The sequence below is a fragment of the Caballeronia sp. SEWSISQ10-4 2 genome (assembly GCF_030464885.1).
GTDB lineage: Bacteria > Pseudomonadota > Gammaproteobacteria > Burkholderiales > Burkholderiaceae > Caballeronia.
Map to the genome: position 1 here is coordinate 34,108 of NZ_JALPRJ010000004.1, position 20,686 is coordinate 54,793.

The 20,686-nt window shown below is 60.3% G+C and carries 17 protein-coding genes and 1 pseudogene; 11 read left to right on the forward strand and 7 right to left on the reverse strand.

The features are described from left to right. Nucleotides 1–28 precede the first annotated feature (28 nt). Nucleotides 29–1,057 carry a hypothetical protein gene (locus tag M0D69_RS03750; RefSeq protein WP_301780731.1) on the forward strand — a complete coding sequence of 343 codons (1,029 nt, stop codon included), beginning with the start codon at nucleotides 29–31 and terminating at the stop codon, nucleotides 1,055–1,057. A 117-nt stretch (nucleotides 1,058–1,174) separates the two neighbouring features. On the opposite strand, the gene M0D69_RS03755 is transcribed toward M0D69_RS03750, so the two are convergent. The 3 genes from M0D69_RS03755 to M0D69_RS03765 all read right to left on the reverse strand — a co-directional run bounded on the left by M0D69_RS03755 (nucleotide 1,175) and on the right by M0D69_RS03765 (nucleotide 4,862). Continuing rightward, nucleotides 1,175–2,059 (reverse strand): phage tail tip lysozyme, encoded by an 885-nt coding sequence (locus M0D69_RS03755; protein WP_301780732.1) that lies wholly within the window; start codon nucleotides 2,057–2,059, stop codon nucleotides 1,175–1,177. Between the two features lie 235 nt (nucleotides 2,060–2,294). After that, complete coding sequence (locus M0D69_RS03760; protein ID WP_301780733.1) at nucleotides 2,295–3,038, reverse strand: fused MFS/spermidine synthase; 744 nt, start codon at nucleotides 3,036–3,038, stop codon at nucleotides 2,295–2,297. A 141-nt stretch (nucleotides 3,039–3,179) separates the two neighbouring features. Further along, a complete protein-coding gene (locus tag M0D69_RS03765; protein ID WP_301780734.1) occupies nucleotides 3,180–4,862 on the reverse strand; it encodes a hypothetical protein in 1,683 nt (560 codons plus the stop codon). Between the two features lie 419 nt (nucleotides 4,863–5,281). On the opposite strand from M0D69_RS03765, the gene M0D69_RS03770 reads away from it, so the two are divergent. From M0D69_RS03770 to M0D69_RS03790, 5 genes are all read left to right on the forward strand, one after another. After that, entirely contained in the window at nucleotides 5,282–8,980 is a 3,699-nt protein-coding gene (locus M0D69_RS03770; protein WP_301780735.1) for a hypothetical protein, read from the forward strand. 1,176 nt (nucleotides 8,981–10,156) lie between these two features. Further along, nucleotides 10,157–10,621, forward strand: a complete 465-nt coding sequence (locus M0D69_RS03775; RefSeq protein ID WP_301780736.1) for a hypothetical protein — start codon at nucleotides 10,157–10,159, stop codon at nucleotides 10,619–10,621. A gap of 10 nt (nucleotides 10,622–10,631) precedes the next feature. After that, a complete protein-coding gene (locus M0D69_RS03780) occupies nucleotides 10,632–11,351 on the forward strand; it encodes a P-loop NTPase (RefSeq protein ID WP_301780737.1) in 720 nt (239 codons plus the stop codon). Next, the gene (locus tag M0D69_RS03785; RefSeq protein ID WP_301780738.1) at nucleotides 11,341–12,075 is read left to right on the forward strand and encodes a hypothetical protein; all 735 of its coding nucleotides are present in this window, start codon (nucleotides 11,341–11,343) and stop codon (nucleotides 12,073–12,075) included. Before M0D69_RS03780 ends, M0D69_RS03785 begins: the two co-directional genes overlap by 11 nt. Before the next feature lie 262 nt (nucleotides 12,076–12,337). Further along, nucleotides 12,338–12,508, forward strand: coding sequence for a hypothetical protein (locus M0D69_RS03790; protein ID WP_301780739.1), 171 nt, complete (start codon nucleotides 12,338–12,340; stop codon nucleotides 12,506–12,508). Nucleotides 12,509–13,066: 558 nt separating this feature from the next. Here the strand turns inward: M0D69_RS03790 and M0D69_RS03795 are convergent. Next, nucleotides 13,067–13,732, reverse strand: a complete 666-nt coding sequence (locus tag M0D69_RS03795) for an H-NS family nucleoid-associated regulatory protein (protein ID WP_301780740.1) — start codon at nucleotides 13,730–13,732, stop codon at nucleotides 13,067–13,069. A gap of 446 nt (nucleotides 13,733–14,178) precedes the next feature. On the opposite strand from M0D69_RS03795, the gene M0D69_RS03800 reads away from it, so the two are divergent. The 5 genes and pseudogenes from M0D69_RS03800 (at nucleotide 14,179) to M0D69_RS03820 (ending at nucleotide 17,135) form a co-directional block, all read left to right on the forward strand. Next, complete coding sequence (locus M0D69_RS03800; protein WP_301780741.1) at nucleotides 14,179–14,634, forward strand: HU family DNA-binding protein; 456 nt, start codon at nucleotides 14,179–14,181, stop codon at nucleotides 14,632–14,634. Between the two features lie 328 nt (nucleotides 14,635–14,962). After that, the gene (locus M0D69_RS03805; RefSeq protein WP_301780742.1) at nucleotides 14,963–15,178 is read left to right on the forward strand and encodes an HU family DNA-binding protein; all 216 of its coding nucleotides are present in this window, start codon (nucleotides 14,963–14,965) and stop codon (nucleotides 15,176–15,178) included. A 32-nt stretch (nucleotides 15,179–15,210) separates the two neighbouring features. Next, nucleotides 15,211–15,521: pseudogene (locus M0D69_RS03810) on the forward strand (integrase core domain-containing protein); the annotation flags it as partial. Between the two features lie 77 nt (nucleotides 15,522–15,598). After that, entirely contained in the window at nucleotides 15,599–16,414 is an 816-nt protein-coding gene (locus tag M0D69_RS03815; RefSeq protein ID WP_301780743.1) for a hypothetical protein, read from the forward strand. Beyond that, complete coding sequence (locus tag M0D69_RS03820) at nucleotides 16,395–17,135, forward strand: hypothetical protein (RefSeq protein ID WP_301780744.1); 741 nt, start codon at nucleotides 16,395–16,397, stop codon at nucleotides 17,133–17,135. The genes M0D69_RS03815 and M0D69_RS03820 overlap by 20 nt, the downstream gene beginning before the upstream one ends. A gap of 266 nt (nucleotides 17,136–17,401) precedes the next feature. Here the strand turns inward: M0D69_RS03820 and M0D69_RS03825 are convergent, their stop codons facing one another. The 3 genes from M0D69_RS03825 to M0D69_RS03835 form a co-directional block, all read right to left on the reverse strand. After that, the gene (locus M0D69_RS03825) at nucleotides 17,402–18,304 is read right to left on the reverse strand and encodes a hypothetical protein (RefSeq protein ID WP_301780745.1); all 903 of its coding nucleotides are present in this window, start codon (nucleotides 18,302–18,304) and stop codon (nucleotides 17,402–17,404) included. A 439-nt stretch (nucleotides 18,305–18,743) separates the two neighbouring features. Then, nucleotides 18,744–19,469 carry an aspartate/glutamate racemase family protein gene (locus M0D69_RS03830; RefSeq protein WP_301780746.1) on the reverse strand — a complete coding sequence of 242 codons (726 nt, stop codon included), beginning with the start codon at nucleotides 19,467–19,469 and terminating at the stop codon, nucleotides 18,744–18,746. Then, entirely contained in the window at nucleotides 19,466–20,686 is a 1,221-nt protein-coding gene (locus tag M0D69_RS03835) for a DUF917 domain-containing protein (protein WP_301780747.1), read from the reverse strand. Before M0D69_RS03835 ends, M0D69_RS03830 begins: the two co-directional genes overlap by 4 nt.

Consider the following 20,686-nt stretch of genomic DNA (forward strand, 5'->3'; position numbering starts at 1 on the left):
GCCTTCTCACTCTCCCTGCAGGCACGCCATGAAAACTCCCGGAGTTTCCGCCCCCCCGACCGGTGCGTTGTCGCGGGAGCGCCCAGTCGAGACGTCCACGCCCGCCCGCCAGGCCCCGGCTCGGCCGGCCAACGCCAAAACACGGCCCGACGCGGCGTTCAGCGGACTGACGCCGAGGGTCAAGGGACCTCGGTCGGCTGCGCCGCCGCCGCGCGCGGCGGGGCTGACGAAGAGCCAGGCGCAGTTGCAGACGCTCACGCAAAAGGGACGCCCGGTCAGCGCGGAGGCGCTCGAACAGGCCGACGAAGAAGCGCTTCAGACGGCGTTGCTGGTTAGCATGCAGGCGCCGCCGCGGCATACCGGCGCGATGTCCGGGCAACAGGCGGGAATCGTCGGCGGACAGGCGGCCGGCTTCAAGGTCGGGCAGCATACGATCGAGCAGGCCAACCGCGCGGCGTTCCAGGCGGGGCTGGCGGTCAGCGGCGCGCGGCCATTGCCGCCGATTCCGACAGGACCACGGCCCGAAGGCCCGCGATCATCGGCGCAGTCCCCGGCGGCGATGAGTCCGCTGCAGACGAGAATCGTGAACGCGCAACTCGCCGGGCGCCCTGTCACGTCACGCAAGCTGGAGCACGCGAACGATGCGGCGCTCGCCGCGGCGCTTCAGGAAAGCCTCGATTCGCCCGCGCATGACGGCGCGATGAGTCCACATCAGGCCGGCGTGCTCAACGCGCTGGAGGCGGGGCACGGCGTCGACGCCGACGCGCTCCAGATCGCGGACGACGAGGCGCTCGCCATGGCCATCGCGCAGAGTCTCGGTGAAGAGCAGGGCGCGCAGCCGGCGCAGCATCCGGCGTCGCACGCAGCGCCGACATCGCCGCCCGAGTCGCGACCGGAGCACGCGCCTTCGGAGGCACCCCCGCACGACGTCGCTGCGCAGATGAAGTCGATGCAGGACTTCCAGAGCCACCAGATGGCGATCACGCACGCGCAGCACAAGGTTCAGGCGTCAACCAAAGGTGCCGAAGCGATGGTGCAGCTCACCAGCCACATCTGAAACGCGCTTCCGGCTCAAGCGACAAGCGACAAGCGACTTCGGCTCGCCGCGCGCGATCCCGCCTGAACGATCACCGCGTCGCTCGCCGGTGCCTTTGCGGCGCCGGCGTTCTCACACTTACACTTCGTGAAGGTCTTGTAGGCGCGAAGCCATCTGCGGATCGCTGGGCTGTTCAAAGCTCGACGAGAATGCCTCGGTCGCGGCGTCCGCGCTACTGGTGCCCTTGACCGCGGCGATCGCGTTTGCGTGATCCGTCTGCAACTCCTGTTTCAGATAACCGTAGTTAGCCGCCTGGCTCGACGGATCGAGACCGTTGGCATGCGCGAAGTCGATCAAGCCCTGCTTGCGCGAGCCGCCCCATTGCGCGATGCCGTAGCCATTACCGTTGTCGTCGGCCATGTTGCCGCTCGGCTGGCCGATCGCGCCCCCCTGGTTGATGCCCGAGTTCATCCCGCCGCTCTCGTGCCACAGATTGGCGACGATGCCCGCCGCCTGATCGTGCGTCAGACCGAAGTCTTTCTGCAGGTTGGCGATGTATTGCTCCGCGACAGCGTGGCCTTCCGGTTCGCTTAGCGCCGTTGTCTGCGGTGCGGTGCTCAAGGCGCCCCACGAGGAGTTGCCGGCGCCGCTGACGCTGTCGGCCGGCGCCGTGGCGGGCGCGGCGGCCGTGGCAGGCGCGGCCGACGTCGCGGGCGCCGCGAATGAAGCTGTAGCGGGAGCGGGCGTCGAAGAATCCGAATCGTCGTCGGATAACAGGTCCTCCTGAATGTGCCGATGACGATGCCCGCCCATCGACCCGATACCCGACGCTGCGTTGTCGGTCGGGTTCTGCTGCGTATTGCCGTGCTGAAGCATGTTCATCATCTGGTTGATCTGATTGATCAGCTTCATCAATTCCTGATCAACTCCGGCGAGTTCGGCGTTACCCGAGGCCGACAGATCGTCGATCCCCGATGACGACGCGCCAGATGAACTGCGTATCGACCCTACGGCTGCAACCATGTGTTTTCTCCGTGAGTTCGGCTAGACGGGCCGGAAGATGCCGCGCGGCCATGAGAAGGCCGGACGTGTCTACGTCAAGGATCGCCGGGCGGCGCAAACCCGGTGTTCGCGTGCGCGAAACCGCTATGCCAAATACGAAAAAGGCGGCGCGCTCGCGTTGCTCGCGCCGTTTGCGTCCTTTGCACCGCTTGCACCGTTTGCGAAACGTTGTTCGCGAGCGCTCATGCGCCGCCTCTTAAAGGCCGTCCCGTTTCCGCCGGAATGCATCGACGAAACCCGTGAAATTCAGATTCGCGATCGCGTCCAGATCCGCCGCTCTTTCATAGGCCGAATCCAGCGCAAAGGCAGGGACATCCTTCCACAGAACGATCACGCCCTGTTCCGCGGACACGACGTGAAATTGCCAATAGGCGAAGATGCCGGACAACGTCGCGACGAAGTCGCCGACCCAGTCGGTACGTGGACGCAGGATGTTGACGGTCATCACGCCGCCCGCGCGCAATTTACGGCGGCAGGCCTGATAGAAGCTCGCCGTGTGCAGCGCATCGACCATCAGGTTGCCGTCGCCGTAGGCGTCGGACACGATCAGATCGTAGTGCTTGTTGTCATCGTGCACGTAATCGACCGCGTCGCGCACGACCACCTGCATTCGCTCGTCGTCCTCGGGCAGGCGGAAGTGCGTTCGCGCGAGTTCGACGACGGTCGGATCGATTTCCACCGCGGTGAGGTTCAGCGCCGGAAAGTATCGGTGCAGAAACTTTGCCTGCTGGCCTCCGCCGAGCCCGATCAGCAACAGGTCTTTCGGCGTCGGCAGGAAGACGAGCGGGTGCAGCATCACGCGGGTGTAGTCATCGTCGAGCGCAGCGGGATTGGTGGGATCCATGGTGCTCAGATCGCAGACTTCGTCGTCCGTATAACGCAGGACGGTGCGACCGTCTATGTCCGCAATCCTGTATTTGCCGATCTCTGTAGCGCTCATTGTGGTGCCCCTGAATGTGTCGATAAGCCGATAGCGAAAGAATTCGCGGCCGCTGCCTGGAAAGGCGAAGCGGCCGCGCTTGGGTCACTCAGTGTCCGGCACGTCGAGCCATTCGCACGACGCTCAGGACCCCGATGAAGGTCAGACGCCGGACGGCAACTTGCTGCCGTTCAGATCGACGCCCGCCGCTGCGAAGGCGGCGTCGCGATGCGCCCGCAACGCGTTCGGATCGATATGGGGCCCGTCGTTCACGCGGCCTTCGCTGGCACGCAGTCGTTCCTGCATGAACGTGTCGGTGAGCGCGTGGGTCTCGAATGCCCGAACCTTGGGGCGCGCGCCGGCGATCAGGCGGTCGTAGTTGCCGGTGAACAACGCATCTTTGGTTTCCGGCTTCAATTTATCCAGGAGCGGCTTGTAAAGCTCGGCAGTCTGCGTCCACGTCTCCGTCGCCTGCGGATTCAATGCATCCGATCCAAACAGAAAGCGGGTCGGGTGTTCGTTGATCAGATCGGCAAAGGCCTGGATCGATTTTTCGTCAGGGATCTGCTTGCCATGGTCATCAAGCTTGAAATTGCCCTTCTCGTCCTGCTTATAGACGATCTGTTCGGCCACGCGTGACCACGAGATGTCGAAAACAACATGCTTCATGTCCGGGTCTTTGACGATGCTGAGAAGGTTGTTGTGGTGCTCTTCCGGTTTGGCCACGAAACGGCCAATACCGCCGAAGTGTGCCCAGATCAGCGTCGTATCCTTTGCTTCCGGCGACTTGAAGAGACGCTTGAGACCTTCCAGGTGTTCTGGCGCATTGAGCGGGCGGCCTTGTTGGGCGAGCGTCCTCTGGTTCTCCAGCGAGTCGATGTCGCAATGGAGAACGACCGGCAAACCGGCCACGCCCGCCGTGGCAAGAATGTTCTTGAACGACTGGACGTTGTCGGTCAGGTTCGCCTGACGGGCGCCCTCGTACTGCTTTTCCACCAGTTCCTTGTGGATGGTGACCTCGCCCACGCCGGTAAACATGCCTTTGTGGGTGGTCAGCTTGTACAGCAAGGCCTGCGCGCTCAGCGGCGAGCCGAGATGCAGCCCGGTGATCATCGGATCCAGACGATCTCGCTGGGCATCATTCAGTTTCGCCATGTTCATGAACATGGCGGTATCCGCATCGACCTGCTGGTTCAGGATCAGGTGCCCCTTCTTCGCAAGCCGTTCGAGTCCGCCGCCGTCCAGCATCTGTTCGCGCGTGATGTCCTTGTCGCTCGTCGGCACGTAATACGATTCTTGCGGGATGTGGTTGTGATCGGGGTTGCCACACGGCGCCGCGTCGGTGGGAATCGGCATCAGAACGCTGCGATTCACGCCAGCCTCGTCCATCATCTTCAACATCTGGTCCGGGGTCATGCCTTGCTGGACGTAGTTGGTCGGATGGAAATGGGAATCCGACCAGCTCGGATTACCGTTCTTGCCGATCAGCTCCGGCAACGTGAAGTTGTTTGTTACAGCGCCGGCAGGACTGAGCAGCGCGGACGGTGCCGGTGTCGTGCGGAACTGTTGCGTTCGCGCGCTGCCGTCGGGGAAAACCTGGGTTTTTTGCATAACCAGTTCGCCGAGCTGATTTCGCTGCGGAACTCTCAGACCTTCGCTTTGCGGCTTCTTCGACTCGCGCGAGAACGTGCTTTTAACGCTGCTGAGCGCACTCATCACAGCATTTCCCTTGGGACGCTTCGGGATATTCTCGACAGGCGTTTTGTCCTGTTGATGAGGCTGGGCTTCCGGCGCGGTCAGGTGCGCCTGGGACGATGAAGTGCTTCTGATACTCGGAGTGGGCATGATGTTTCTCAGTCTGGTGTGTTCATTGGAAATGCGAGGAACAGCAGCGCCTCGCCGCGTGGAAGTCGATTCCGCCGCATCATTCTGGCAGTCATACTGCTGCAATAATCGTCAATGCCGAATTCATCGACCAAAACAAGAAGACAGCACCGATCTGGCAATCAGGCCGGCGTTCGCGGCAAGCAATGACGCCGTCGCCATGCAACGGCTCGCGACAGAAGGTATCTATCCGCGCGATAACTTCGTATAGGCATGCAGAATTTCGCCTCCGGTTATCGACCGGCGCGCCGCCTTGCTACGCTGGGCAGGCGAAAGATAAGAACTATCACTTTAAGTCAATTTATTGGCACGGCACTGACCAACGACAGGCCCGGGCTTAGCCGGCCCTGTCGCCATCGGTGACGGCCCGGAAGATCACCATGCCTATTTCGTTACCCACTTTGTTCCGCTCGAGAGCGACGACGTCGACCGAGCAGCAGGAAACGCCTTCGACCAACCGCTTAGGCAAGCGGCGAGCTAGTGGCACGACTCTCGCAGCGGACTCGGTGCCTACGGAACTCAGGGGCTTGAAGCCCGCGCGCCCCCGCACGCCCGACACCACCGGACAAGCGCCGGGCGACGCGGACATGACGCGCACGGTAGAAGCCGGACCCGGAACCGATGCGGCGTTCGAAGCGGCGCCCCGCGCTGCACCGAACAGCGCGGGCACGCAGCGGCGGGGATCCGACACGTCCGGCAAAAAGCCTCCGACGCTGCCGGAGAAAACCACGTTGTCCGAGCGCAATTTCATGCGCGGCTTCGGCATGACGTCGAAAACCGTGGCGCTTACGCCGTTTCACAGCGTGACGACGTCGGCGGAACCCAATCTGAAAAGCTCGGTCAGGAAGGACGGCGACGAGCCGCTACGCGCTTCGCCGCTGTTGAAAAATGGCGGACGACCGAAGACCGCGGTCGGCGCGAAACCGGGCAAGACCCTGACGAGGCTCGAAAACGAGCGAGCGCGCACCGCAACGGATACCGCAGTCGACGACCTTTTCGCTGAACACTCGCGACTGTTTGCATCGGCTGCGACGCATACCACAACGGGCGCTGCAACCGCCGATAGACCGCGCGCCGATATGCTGGCCGAACTCAAAAGCACCATGGCAGCAAACGCACTGAGCACGGCCCAGGTGGACAAACTGGCTAAAACGCTAAACCTGGCGTTCAAGGATTCAGCCACGCCGGTCAGGGACGGCATCGAGGCATTGCAGGCACTGAAGAACACCAATCTGCTGCAAACACTCCGAAGCGATCCGCACCTGGCGGGTCCCGCCCCGGCGGCGCAGAGCAATGCATGGATGCTGGCGCAGCGGCTCGAAGCCGTGCCCGGCGGCATGGGCATGGCGCTGCTCAACAAGTTGACGCCGTCCACGCCGCGACCGGCCGGCGTCGACGCGACGGTGACGGCGGGCGACCGGGTGATGCTGCGCACGTTTCTCGCCGCGTCGGCCGCGGTGGCGCGCGACGCGAAGGCCAATGGCCGCACGGTCGGCCACGATCCGCAGTCGCTGTTCACCCAGCCGGACTCGACTCTGAGCGCGGCGATCGCTGCGGTGGGCACCGATAACTGGCCAGGCAGGAACGGCGCGGCCACGCCGCCAGGCATCCCGCTCACCGATAACGAAAAAGCGCTGCTTGCGGCGACGGACGAACTGAAGGCACTCGATCGGCACGTCGCGGCGACGCCGGGCCAGCCGTTCGTTAAAGGCACGCACGGCTGCGCGTATGCGATCGGCGTGGTGCACAACGGCCTGACGGAGAACATCGGGGGCAGCAAAGGCGAGACGGCCGCGAAGAAGGCGAAGGGCGGTGCGGTCAAGAGCGAGTTCGAGTGGATCGACGCGTTCGCTGAAAAGTCCTTCGGCAAGCACCTGGGTCGAACGCTGAAAACCACGCAGCCCGAAAAGCTCAAGGGCATCGCGCGCATGAAGCGCGCGCTGAACAATCACCTCAACGTCAATAGCAACAAGAGTGCTTTCCACGCCTACGACTCGGTGGTGTCGAGCAAAGGCCTCAACCGTGGGCTGGTGCTGCCGCATCGTTCGCCGATCGCGGACGGCCGCGCGTTCGGCAAGATGCTCACCACGTTCAGCAACGAAGCGGAACGCGGGCTGCGGGAAGACTTCGCGGAAGAGCCGCTGATGGACGCCAGCGGCAAGTTTTCTGCCGAACGGCTGATGTCGAACGAACCGGCATTGCGTTCCCTCGTGCGCGCCACCATCGTGGCGACCACGCGCGATCAGGAAAAGATGTTGCCGGACCTCAGGCATCTCGACGCGCGCTCGGATTTTACGAAAGAGACCATTTTCAAGGCGGTGCGCACGCGCATTAGCGATCCAGCCGAGGGCACGACAATAGGCACACTGGAAGACCGGATCAAGGATTTCATCGGGCAGGACAACCAGCCGCTCACCGCCCAACGCATCCTGCAGTGGGCCGGCGAGATCGGCGGCCCGGCAGACGATGCCGCCGCGACGCGCATGGCCCGAGCGCCGTCGGCGAACGGACCGACCGTGTGGCATGAGTTCGCGAAGAGCTTCGACCGGGTCGAAAACGGCGCGATTGCACCGCTCGATACACCGCCGCTCAAGGGCATGACGCGCCACGAAGCAGCCAATCTGATTCGCAGGCTGGTCGAGCGCGATGAACTGGGATCGGGCTTCACGCTCAGCAATGGCGGCAACGTCCAGATCAGCACCAAAGGGGTCTCCGGTGCGGTGTCGAATGCATTGCTCGGTATCTCCGCGAACGTTCGGATCAACCTGACCGGTGGCGCGCTTCGCGTGGTGTCATTCGAAGACTTCGTGTCGGCCGACCGCAGCGGAATAAGGATCGCGGTGTCCACGTTGAAGAAGGTCGAGGTCGGGGCAGGCGGTTCGGTCGGGCATTCGTTCGACGAACATACGCCGGTGACGCTGAGCGCCGGCGGCGATGTCAGCTATAAATACCAGGTGACGAACCAGGAAGGGGTCGTCTACGGTTTTGCGCGGCACGCGACCGGCGGCGTTGGCGGGGACGAGGCGCTCAGTTTGAAGAAAGGAGAACTGATCCAGATCCTGCTGGACGATCTGCCGGCGCGCGACCCGGCCATTCCCAATCCAGACTTGCCGGGCAACGACGAAGATTTCTCTTCGCGCACGAAACGCGCGTTGCAAGCGTTTCCGTATGAACTCTCGGTGGGCAGCTTCGAGTTCTCGCAATCCGACCATGCGCTGAGCGCGGCGCTGACCGGCGGCGCCGGTATCCGTTTCGGCGATTTCCGTCTCGGTTTGCCAGCCGGCCATGTGGGCGGGGAAGGGCATCGCACCACTAGCAGCTATCGCGACAACTCAGGGTGGCTGCGCACGGAGAGAGAGACCGAATCGTTGAGCTGCAAGGCGACCGCCGACCTCACGCTCGCCACGCTGGGCGGTCTCGAACCGATTCAGGGCGGCAATGTCAGCAGCAAGGCGCAACTAGTGGCCGGCAGCTTTGCGACGGGCAGTGTTGACTTTTATCATCACTCGATCAAGGACTCGACCACGCTAATCGTGGCGGAAGGGGAAGAGCTTTCCACGAGCTTCCAGCAGCGCTTCTACGGAAATGGGCAATCTTACCTGAAGGGCATTTCGCAGAACATTCAGAAGGCTTCCCATGACAAAGCCGCCAAGTTCCACGGTCCGAATGAATATCAGAAAAATGGCGAAGCGGATACGGATCATCCGGCGCGCGAGGCCGATGTCGTTGCACGTGTGTCGACCCGTCTCGAACACATCAGCAATCGTTTCCTGGAAGAGAAGGACTTGACCGCAACCCCTAATTATTACTCGGAGTACGATCAGTCGGAGGTCATTGAAAAGGCCAACGACTGGAGAGCCGACCGATATATCGCCGAGCAGAACAAGGACAAAGCCAGGGGCAAAGATATCACTCGTGCGATCTGGGACATTCACGCCGATCCCGTCAACCATCAAGCTCGCTTCGTGATCGCGACAAAAGAGCGTTCGACCATTGAGAACAAAGGGCCCAATAATATTCTCGGCGTGACGGCTGGAATCCAGAACCAGGTCGTCGAACACAACATCACGTTTAGTTGAGCGACGGCTCACGTTCGACGTTGATTCATTTCTTGGGTTGGAGCCGGACGTTTCCTGATGATGGCTAAGGTACCGCGTTCGCAGCCGAAGACCTATCTGCCTAGCTGAATTATGCGGGCCCCAACTGCTCGGGCTCGCGAGTTTCATCACAACGGAAAGCCGGAGCCGAGGCGAAGCCCGCGCGGCACGGCGAAATTGCGCATGTAGACATTACTGGTACGTATTTGACATAAATAGAATCAATTTTTCGACATCGACACGTCTGTTTGATCTTGTGCGAATCGTAGTCTCGCACGACCTCTCATAGGTCACGATTCGGTGGGTGTTCATCAAGGAGGGAGAAGACCCACTTCGAGCAATCGCGACATCCGGCCGACAACTCGCTCGCGCCGATCTAGTTTTCCCCCTTGATCCGGCAGTGTTAACACTGTGTCTTCACGGTAAGCCAACACCGTATGCGAGGCGCTCACCGCGGCATGGTGCCCAAAACCGGCGGTAGCCTGTCCCGCCATCACTTTTTCAATGTCGTATTTCGGCTTCGAAGTTCGACATTTTCTGCGAGGTTGATCCGCTGAGTTCGTGACGTTGACTGTCCGATTCCGTTAGTTATGTGCCAAGAGTCTGTCGGTGCGCCGGGGTGATTGGGACTATTACGTCTACCGGGTCGGCGGAATCGACAATGTCAGTATGTCGGCTTCTATCCCGAAGTTCCTGAGGTCATCCGGGCGAATTTGAGCCGGACTACTCTGCTGGTCGCACCGGTGTATAGCCTCAGTCTGACGGGTTCGCGCCCTGTGTCGGCCAGCTCACATTCGCCGGTTTGCGAGGTGCGCGCAGGAAGTCTGCGGAGCTATCCGATCAAATTTGCCGGTATGGTCGATTAAGCTTTGCAGGTGCTCCGTTGGGGACTGCTCACTACGGTATGCAGGTTGGTGGGTGTAGCGCTATGGCCGCACGTCGCTGCGCACCAGTTCGCTAGCTCATTAGCTCTGGCCTGCGATATGCCCTCCCGAAAGCTGATGGCTCGGGCAGGGTGCCAAAAATATTTCTCTGTTCCATCGTTTTCCTGAGTATTCCGACCGATTCCGATCATGCAGTTCTACCGTCAGAAGGGGTATTGACGAGCCGTTTCGCGATTCGCATGATGGTCCCGAAGGCGATGCATGGGAGCGAATCGTGCCGGTTGCAAAGAGCTACACACGGGCGCAGTGGGATGAGTTTGTCCATGCCCTTGGGGCATTACCGGAGAAACCCCGGAACGAACAACGCATCACCGTCAGCGATGCGATGAAAGAGATTCGGGCGCATATCACTGCCACCCAGGCAAAGGGCTATACGCTCGAGGAAATTGTCCAGGAGGCCGGGCGTAAGGGGCTCGATGTGACCATTGGCGCATTCAAGTACGCGCTGTACCGCCCAGAACCTTCTGACGCAGCATCCAGAACGGCCAATCCGCAGGCAACGCGTGAGGCCGACCAGTCGCCCCGTCCGAAGCAGGCTGTAAAGCAGAAGGGCAAACGCGTGGACAACGCACATGACGTCGCGCGACAACAAAGGGGAAGGGGTGTCAACCAGCCGGGATCGATGGAGATTCAGGACACGTTCTCGTTTGAGATCAGGCCTGATATTGAAAACCTGTAGGAGGTCGGTGATGGATACGGTGCATCCCATTTATCTGGTCGGTGGCAGCAAGGGCGGTGTTGGAAAAAGCATGGTGACGCTTGCCATGGCGGATTATCTGCAGCGAAAGGGTACCCACGCGGTACTGCTGGAAACCGATACGTCGAATCCCGATGTCGTGAAAGCACTCAGGGACGAAATCAAATGCGCGGCCTATAACCTCGATGATGCAGACGGCTGGATCGGATTCGTCAACTTCTGCGATACGCACCGGGGTGCGGCAGTGATCGTCAATACTGCCGCACGCAATCAGGCCGGGGTTACACGGTACGGCGGGACGCTGGCCCGGACGCTGGCCCGGACGCTGGCCGAACTGGAGCGGCAACTCGTCGTGCTATGGGTGATCAACCGCCAGCGCGACAGCCTTGAGTTACTGCATATTTTCGGGCAGACGTTTCCGGATACCTTGACGCATGTCGTTCGCAATGGCTACTTCGGTGAGCCGGACAAGTTCACGCTGTATCAGGAATCGCAGCTTCGCAAAACTATCGAGACGAAAGGGCGGTCGCTCGACTTCCCCGATCTGGCGGATCGGGTCGCGGACGAAGTGCGCAGTCAACGCATCTCGATCCGCAAGGCGGCTGAAGTCATGCAGATTGGACAGCGTGCGGAGTTGTTTCGCTGGCGGGAACTGTGCGATGACATGTTCTCGAAAGTGATCAGCATCGAGGGGATCGGCCATGAGCAATAGGCGGTCGAGGTCCGTCGATCCGCTCGTACGCCTGTTTCGCGAGGTATCGGGGGACGTTCCTGACGGGGCCAGTCTCGCCCGCATGCACCAGGTATCGAGCGCACTGAACCTGCGTGACAATGACGCGTTATGGTCGATTATCGCTGCGCTCGAATACTACGCGCGCCTGTATGAAGCCATGCCGGAGCGTATCCGGTGGGCGAGCGAGGGTAGTCTCGAAGCCGCGCGCCGGGAAGTCGGTGGCGCGACCGATGCGCTGATGCAGCAGCATCGGGATGCGCTGGAGCGATGCAAGGCGACGATCCAACTGGCGGAAAACCTGATGCAGGAGCACGAGGGGCGGTACCGGGCAGCACTCGCGCAACTCAATGAGACCGCAGTGATGGCCTTGACTGAGCGCATGTCACATCAGATAGCGCGCACTGCTGGCAATCGGTTGATCGGTGCCGCAGCGGTTTCGGCTCGTCAGCAACGCGAGCGACTGGACAGTGCGATGACCACGTTCGGGCAGGCGGTTGAGGCAGCGACGGCGCGCGCGGAGGCAATGGCCGCACGTATGGAAAAGCGTTTTGCACGCTCGATACGTCGCCTGTTGCTGGTGGGCGGTACCGTCCTCTGCGTGCTGCTGGTTTCCGGCGGGCTGGTCGACTGGTGGAGCGCGTGTCATCTGGCGGGCGCGGACTGTCGCGCGGGGCAGTTGCGCCAGGCAGACGGCAGGCCTTGAAGGGGCTGCCGTCTGCGTTGCCCTGTTAGCAGGGCAAGGGGTTGGGCTTACGCGACGTGCCGGTCGGCTTGCGCGGTGCTCACGCTGGCAGTTGTCGGGCCATAACGATTTCCCCGAACTCGATCACCCGATACCACCAAAAATACCACCCGATACCACCAGATGTCCACGGAACAAGCCCGACCAATCAGGACAAAAAAACCCGCGAAGCCTTGTGCTGTCGCGGGTTTGTGTACTTCTCTGGAACTTACCGGAATATTTTGTGGTGCGGGGCCGGAATCGAACCACCACGCCTGCGACGCTGGATGTTGAGCTTCGTTATGCGGTCAAGGGTTTGCAGGAAAACTTCGTCAGGGCAGTCGTCACCGTCATGCTCGACCTTCGAGGCCAGTTGATCGCCTCGTCCGAAGAGGACATGAACGTCGTCAAGTAGTCTGCGCAGCCCTGCAGCATTGGATGCATGCTGGCGTCGATTTTGAAGCAGGTGGTGAGGATGCACTGCGATGACGACGAGTGCCGCAGCGGTCAGCGATCCGACTTTAAGGTCTCAGTACAGGCATTGCGACATCTCCTGGTCGCTGCGCGGCAAGTTCGTGAGTAGTGTTAACAGCGGGTCGAGTCTGTCGCACGCTTTGATGCAAAGTAATTTCTCAAACTGCTCATCGGATAAGGATAGTGTCTCAATAGCACTATATTTAGACAAATTTGGCCTACAAGACTCTCCGGCCGGATTGCGAGTCGCACCCGCGACGGCCAACTGCGCTGAGGTCATCGAGTCGGCATCAGTCGCGACCGGTGCCGCTGGATCGGCCACGGCAGCGCTTGCGCGCGGTGTTTTTCGCCGCCGCCGTCCTGCCCGCAATTGCGGCTTCTTCGCGCTGACCTAGTTGGCTGGCGCCTTGGCGTTCACAATCTTCTCGGCGGCGCCTCTCGTTGATGTTGCCTTGATCTCTACTGTCTTCTTCGCAACAGCGCCGCTTGTAGTCGAAGGCTATGACTTACCGGCTTTGTTCGTGGCATTGGTCTCAGTCGCGACGGGGACCGCGTTGTCAATCAGAAATTGCGAGCGGTCTTTTGCCGCCGCAAGCCATGCGGGCGCCGGGCCACGTCCGCTCCATTTTGCGCCGGTCTTGGGGTCGAGGTATTTCGCCGGCTGCGGACCTTTGCGCTGTCCTTTGTGAGCCACTGCACCGCCAACTACTTCGGTTTTCTTGGTCGCAGTCTTCGCCTTTCTCACGGCGCCACCGTCCGTGCCGTCAATCAAGAACTTGCTACGGTCCTTAGCATCTGCAATCCATCCCGGCGCGCGCCCGTGTCCGGTCCACGTGGCGCCCGTTTTAGGATGGCGATATTTCGGCGGCTTGACTCCGGTGACAACCGAATCGCTCGCTACCTTTCGCGTCGCGGTGGTATTGGGCTTGGAGCCGGCCGGTCGGCCGCGCTGCTTCTTTACAGTCGAGTGAGCGGCGATGTCCGCGGTAGTAAGACCATGTTCTTCCATTAGCTTGCGGATGTCGGTCAGGACAGACTGCGCGCGCTTGGCAATCAACTTTTCGGCTTGCTCTTGAAGCTTCTTCATCTTGTCTTTGATTTGTTCGAGTGTCGGCATCGTGGTTTCCTTAATGGATGTGCCTGCAATATGCCACGCGCGCTTCAATTGCGAAAGGCTTGAAAAGCCTTCGCACTGCGTACGTGTAACGAACAACTATCATAGAACCGTTGAGGATCGTCAGCGAGTCAAGGTCTGTGTGGCACTGCCCACGTACCCCACATAGCGCTGAGTCGATCGCGAAATGAAGCGCTATTTTTGCAATGTAGTGACTGTCCGAGAGCAGGGCTGTTGTCTAGTTCGGACCATTTTAAGGGCGCTCGAAGCCATATCCGGTAAGGGTTTTACTGGACCCACCCGCATGAAGCAAGGTACAGGTCACCATTTTCGTGACTTTCATGCCAAAAACCCCTTAATTCATGGCCTCAGACGTTGCGTCATCATGTCGGTGTTGGTACGCTGGCGCCCAACCCGAGAATTTGTACCTTTGCGCTAGTCGGTGACGGCGCAAAGGCAAAGGTCTTGGGCAACCTTTGACTACAAGAGAGGAATTCATGGCAACAACCGCTATCAAGAAAAGTGCGGCTGCCGCTACCAAGAAAGCGGCAGCACCCGCCAGCAAAAAAGCTGCTGCGCCAGCCGCGAAGAAAGCAGCCGCGCCCGCTGTAAAGACGACTGTTGAGGCCGCTCCCTTGAAACCGATCAAGGATACGTTCACGAAGGCATCGCTGACCATTCACTTGGCCGAGCGTTCAGGGGTAGAGCCGAAGGCTGCCAAGGCGCTGTTGGCGGCGCTCGAAGAAACGGTGCTCGCATCGATTCACAAGAAGGGCGCGAAGGAGTTCACGCTGCCGGGCTTGCTGAAGGTGGTCGCACAAGATGTGCCGGCCAAGAAGAAGCGCTTCGGCAAGGACCCGTTCACGGGTGAAGACAAATGGTTCGCGGCGAAGCCCGCTTCGGTGCGCCTCAAGGTGCGCCCGCTAAAGAAGTTGAAGGACGCCGCGCTGTAAGCGAAAGTGCTCTGACGTGATAGCGCCCCTCGCGACGAAAATCCGAGGGGCGTTTTCGATTTCCCGCCGGTGGCCCATGACGTCGGCGCCGATATCGAAAAGCGGGTGTTTCGTCCATGGGCCGAGCGGGGCATTCTTCGGTCTGTTTGACGGAATTGCGGGTTGGTTCGCCATCGCCCCAACTCACGCGCCTGCTTGCAACACAGGCATCCGATCGGGTACTGTAAGCGTCGACATGTCGCTGTCGAGAGGTCTGGAGAGGTCGCCGAAGGACCGTTTCCTTCGGGCACGCTGACATTTTGTAACGATTATCCAGGAGGGGTGCCAATTGATTGATGCCGTCGCGTCGTCGACCGGAACGAGCAAGTCGGCAACAGGAGAAGCGGTCGATGCGCTGATTGGGACCATCACCACCGCGCTCGTGAAGGGCGATACTATCCAACTGATTGGCTTTGGCTCGTTCGGCGTAGGCGCGCGGGCGGTGGGAGATCGCCCTGCCGGGATGCACCGTGACGACCGGTCTTCCGAAAATGAACCTCGCTGAGGCCAAGAAGCACGGCGCAACGCGCTTCGTCCGTCCATAGCGACCGCGGTAGCCAGTATGCAGTCGTGACTTCCAGTACCTGCTTAAGGGCTACGGCATGCGCAGCTCGATGAGCCGTCGAGGAAATTGTTGGGACAACGCGCCGACCGAGAGCTTGTGGGGATCGCTCAAGCGAGCACGCGTCCTTGGCCAGCGCTTTGCAACGCGTCGGGAAGCGATGGACGAGGTAATCGACTGGTTGACCTTCTACAATCATTCGCGCTTGCACTCGACGTTGGGCTACGTCAGCGCGATGCAATTCGAGCAGGACTGGTACGCCGCCCAGAACAAACGGGTGGCATAATCTCCGCTCAGTTAGGGATCCGAAATTCTCGGGCAACGTCAGTTATAAACGAATCCAGAATGGCGAGTCGCGAGTCGATGAGTGCGATCAAGGCCGCTAAAGTCGTTTATGAGTGCGGTCGGAAGCTTTACCATCTGGAGGCAGTGCGCCTCAATTTCGGTGAGAACGCGGCGGTTGGCCATGTCAGGGAAGTACTGCAGCATGAAGAAGGCCTGACTGCGGCCGACGCCGCAATTCCCGCCGGCCCGTTTCTGAAAGACGTCGACCGGCTGCGCGGAGGCTTCTACGGCTTCCGCGAGCTGCATCGGCAGCTCAACAAACAGGCCGTGGAACTGACGGCGGACGAGACGGGGGAGGCGTGCCGAAAATCGCCTAGCTGTGCCACTGAGGATGATGCGGCACACGTCGCATTATTCAGGGAGGATGGGTTGCTGCCGTTCGCGAGCGAGGATTGCGCTCACTCATCTGTAGATCAGCGGGAAAGACAGACGGGACGAGAATACGAGCTCTGCGTTACTTCGATCGTCGACGCACTGTTGCACGGCAAAGAGAAGCTTCTCCCCCTCGGGTACCGAGCATGGTTTCTGCCAGTTCTGCCGGGATCGCGTTGGAACGAGCCTGGCGGCATCCGTGACGGTATCTCCGAAGGAATTGTCTTCAGATGCCAGGCTTTCGTGGTTTTTTTCGAAAACGCACGTCGGATTTCCCAGGGCAGTCCGTGTGAAGCCGATAATTGCCAACGTGATTTTTCGGTATCGGTGACGGTATCGTCGCTTTCCAAGCGGGCGGAAGGGCCGTCTCCACAAGGGGCTCAGTCATCGATTGACAATCGAGTGGGAATGCTAATCCGAAGACAGAACTGGAACCTCAAGTATGAACAGACCGGACATTGACCTTAGGCGAGACGATTTTCTGCTGGGTGATCTCCGAAATCTGGAGCAGCTAGCAAAACTGGAACATCCGGAACGAGATCAGGTCAGGCTCTATGCTGCAACCGTACGGCGGCTACTGCTGGACGGGGAGTTGGGGGCTGCGGTTGGTCGGCGCGGGCTGCCGCTTGAATTTACAGTTCCCGATTCGCAGCCACTTGTTCGATCAGCGCGCGGGAACCATATTGCCCAGTTTTATTTGATGGGAATGAAGGGGTATGGGCACCTTACGGCGTTCATGTCACCGGGGCCTAATGGCTACGACTCTGATGCAGATGAGTTTAATCCGGATGGCGTTGTTGATCTCAATCTGAAGGAATTCCTCCGACAGGAGGTGGCATTTTGCGGCAGTGAATTCCTTACGCGGTATGACGCTATCACTTATGTAGCGAACAAGGTTGCCGGCGGTCATTACGACACGTCTTCAATCGGGCGCCTCAATGAATCCAAGATGCGTGCCCTCGGTGAACTGATGGACTGCTTTCGGATTCGTGCGGAAGGTAGCTCGCTCCTTCTAGACACTGGGCGGCGAACTACCAACACCGAACCGGGGGGCTTTAAGTACGAGCCTGGTTACATCGGTGGAGTGTTCTTGGAGCTCCTCGCATGTGTCACGTACATTCTGGAAAACGAATGCGTCCACGTGCTTAGACGTACCATCGAGCGAGATCTGTTGCACCACTGACACCGTTGCCCACTTTTCTAGCAACTCGGGGGCTGCGCGCGAAACGCACGGCCCGAATCTCGCGTGCAGCTTGACAAATGGGGTGTGCGGACCAGCAAGTCCGGTCCGCACGCCTTCCTTCGTGCGGCTTCTGTGAGCCGCTGTGACGGGATGTCCGCTAAATTCGACGCCATCTCTGATTTTCATATTTCAGAACCACGCCACTGGGTCTTGCCATGTCGATTTCTATTGATCGACTTCGCGCAAAGACATCGTGTTTGCCCGTCTTAGGGCGTGACCCATTCAGAGCCCTGGTATTTCCGAGTTGCCGCGTTGACTTTCGTCAGGTCGATCTCCACTGCGCGGCTGCGCGCCGTGCTGAAGATAGTGGACGTTTGGATGTTCTGCTCGAACCAGACAAGCACGGTTTCGATCGGCGTCAACTGAGCGGTGCCCGATACCATCGTGTCCGGGGCGACATAGATCGGCGTGCTGGTCTGAGTGCCGTCGATGTTGGTCGACAGTTGATTCACGCCGGGGTGAATGTTGCCGTAGTCGTTCTCGAGGGTGACGCACGTCACGTCGCCACCAGTCTTCGGTTCCCCAAGAATGCCGTTCGAATCAAGCACGCTCGTTTCACCCAGACCGATGTCAACGATGTTCGTGCTGACGTCTACCTGGATGTTGGACTGGAACGTGTTCGAGCCGAATAGTTGATATTGCGGGGTCCACGAGAACGTGTTTGTGGCGAGGTACAGATCCGAGCTTTGCCAGACCACGTTGTAATCGCCTTCAGCGACCTTTTTGGCAAAGCACAGCTTGTACTTGGCGGTTTTCAGCGTCTTGAGATCCTCGAGTGCGATTTCGATCCTAACGATCTTTTGAACCGCCGCGAGCGCGGCCTGGAAGACGGAGACCGAGCGAGCGTGGGCGTGCTCTTCGCTCGACAGTACGACTAAGCTCCGCTTCGCAAACTTCGCGGTTTCACCCTTGACCGCGCCCGTTAGGCACGGATACCGGTCTGTCGGTGGTTGTATCGTTCCCTGTGTGACTAGATAGGAAGAACCGCGGTTGACCTTGCCCCAGGAAATGGTCGCGTTCCACTCTCCTGTCTTCGAAATGTCGCCTTGACCGTCCGCGACTTTGAGCGGACCCTTGGTGCCATTGACGTAGAAATGCAGCATTGACATGACTTACTCCTCTAGTTGGCTCAATAGGAACACATGCGACGCGAGCCCGGAATCGCATGCAACGCGCGGTGTCGTCCGTTCCCGATGCGACGGCGCTAAGGCATCGTCGCATTGGAGAACAGATGACATTAATCTAAGAATCAATATTACTAAGGTATCTTTATTAATAGAAATCGGCGTACGCCGTCGGCATGAGCGCGCATTAACACGTGTTGATCAACGTTGCTGGATGAAGCTGAGAGCCCAGATGCCAGGTTCCGAACTGAATCTTGAACTGACACACCCGGCGCACAGTCTATGCAAGGCCTGTGCCATCACGCGGCGGGCGCGGCGGCGGGGGTACCCGCATCCCTGCCGCGCCCGCGACGGACGATTGCGTCCGCGCCAGCGGTGAACATCGGACGAGTTCGTCCACACCACCGCAAGCGGCGCTGGTCCTTTAGCCCTTTGCCGGAAGCTTGCCGTAAGTGATGCGGCTCGGACGCACATGCATGCGCACCAGCGAAACGAGGAAGCTGAAGCCCGCGTGGTTCGGGTCGATCACGGGCACGTACGCACCCAGCGCTTCTTCCAGCAGCGCGGACACGCGGGCGGCAACATCGACGAACCCGGTACACCCCAGCAAGATCGATTGCGCGCCATGCTCCTGGATGGCCTTCATTGCGAGGTCGAACGTTCCTACCACGACCACGTCCAGGTTACTGAGCTGATCGACCGGGCAGTTCAACGCATGAATGGACGCGAACGATTCCGACAGACCATACGTCAGCACATGCTCCTGCTGCATGGCCAGCGTGCTGGGCAGAATCGTAATGATCGAAAAGCTCTGACTCAGCGCCAGCGCGCTGAATGCCGAGGTCGGAAAGCCGCCAATGATCGGAATGTCGATGCATTCCCGCGCGCCTTCCACGCCACACATGTCGAAGTCGGTCAACCAGATGCCGTCGAAGCCTTCACTGGCGATCTCGCGCGCGAGCTCGATCACCGGCATGCTGTTTTCGAGCAGATTGGTGCGGTTCTCGATGCAAGGGTGGCCGCGCGTGATGTTGCGGATTTCGACCGTCACGTCCGGCGGCACGACGGGCGCAACCGCCTTCATGATTTGTTCGTTGAAGTGGTCAGTCGCGACCGGGACCAGTACGCAAATGCGAATCGTCGTGCTCAAGATGCCTCCCCGCGTGTCATTCGATTGAGCTTTTCCACCGGCACATAGGGACCGAGATAGCCGAGCGTGTTGAGTTGCTCGATGAAACTATCGAGAATTAAACCACCCGGTTCGGTCAATTGCGGCTGCGCTTCCCACGCAAGCAGCGTCACCGGGCGCTGGCCCACGACGGGATTGAGTGAACCGTCGGCCATGACCAGATCGCCATTGGTGAAGACATTTTGGCCCTTGCCTTCGACAAAGTAGGCGATGCTGTCCGGCGCCAGCACGATCGGATTAGGTTGCTGGCTGTTCCACGCGAGCAGCGACTCGTTCTGGTACATCACCGTATAGTTGCTGCGCGGCCCACGAATGCAGATCTTGCCGACATCGAAGCCACCGCTCGTATCGACTTCAGCCGACGCGAGCTCGCCCGGCTCCGACACCGCGCGCACAGCGAGCCGGCAATGCTCGGCTAGATAGCGGAGCATCGCGGCCGGCGTCTCGAGCTCGCCGCGCTGTACAACGCGGCCAAGCGCCAGCGCACGGGACAGCGTGCCCCTGATCGGCAGCGCCTGGTTCATCTGCGCCGGTGTCATCGACCAGATCGCGAGGCCGCCGAACTGACCGAATTCCGGATCGCCGACGATTGGCCGCATCATCTGTTCGACGATAGCCGACACGTCGCGCTGGTGAGCGGGCGCGCCACTGTTGCCGTCGCGCGGCTTCACGTCGAGTTCGACGCTGAGGCCGCCCTGGCTGACGAGAAACGCCGGGCGCGGCGTCATCGCCTGCGCGGCGAACGTCAGCATCGGCAACGACGGTACCGCGCGCCCGGCGCCGTCTGCGTCGACCACCATGAGCCCGAGCTTTGCGGCGACGAGGCAGGCGACCACGAAGCCCAGCGCACCGCTCTCGGGCGGCACGATGTACGCGAGTTTGCGTCCCTGTTCGTCGAGGCGCGCCTGGATGTTCTGGACGGCCATCACCGGGCCGCTCGGGTACAGCGCGGAGTTGATCGCTTCCGGCGCGCCGAGATACGCGACCATCACGCCGTCGCCGTCGATCGCTTCGTCGACACTGACCACGTGCACCGACTCGCGCGGATAGTAGCTGCCCTCATGAAATTGTTGCGACAGGTGGCGCGCCGACTCGATAGTGCCGCCACCGCCGCTGCCGAAAAACGCGCCCCCGAGCAGTAGCGGTTCCAGATCGGAGGAAGTCAGGTCAAATGCCAT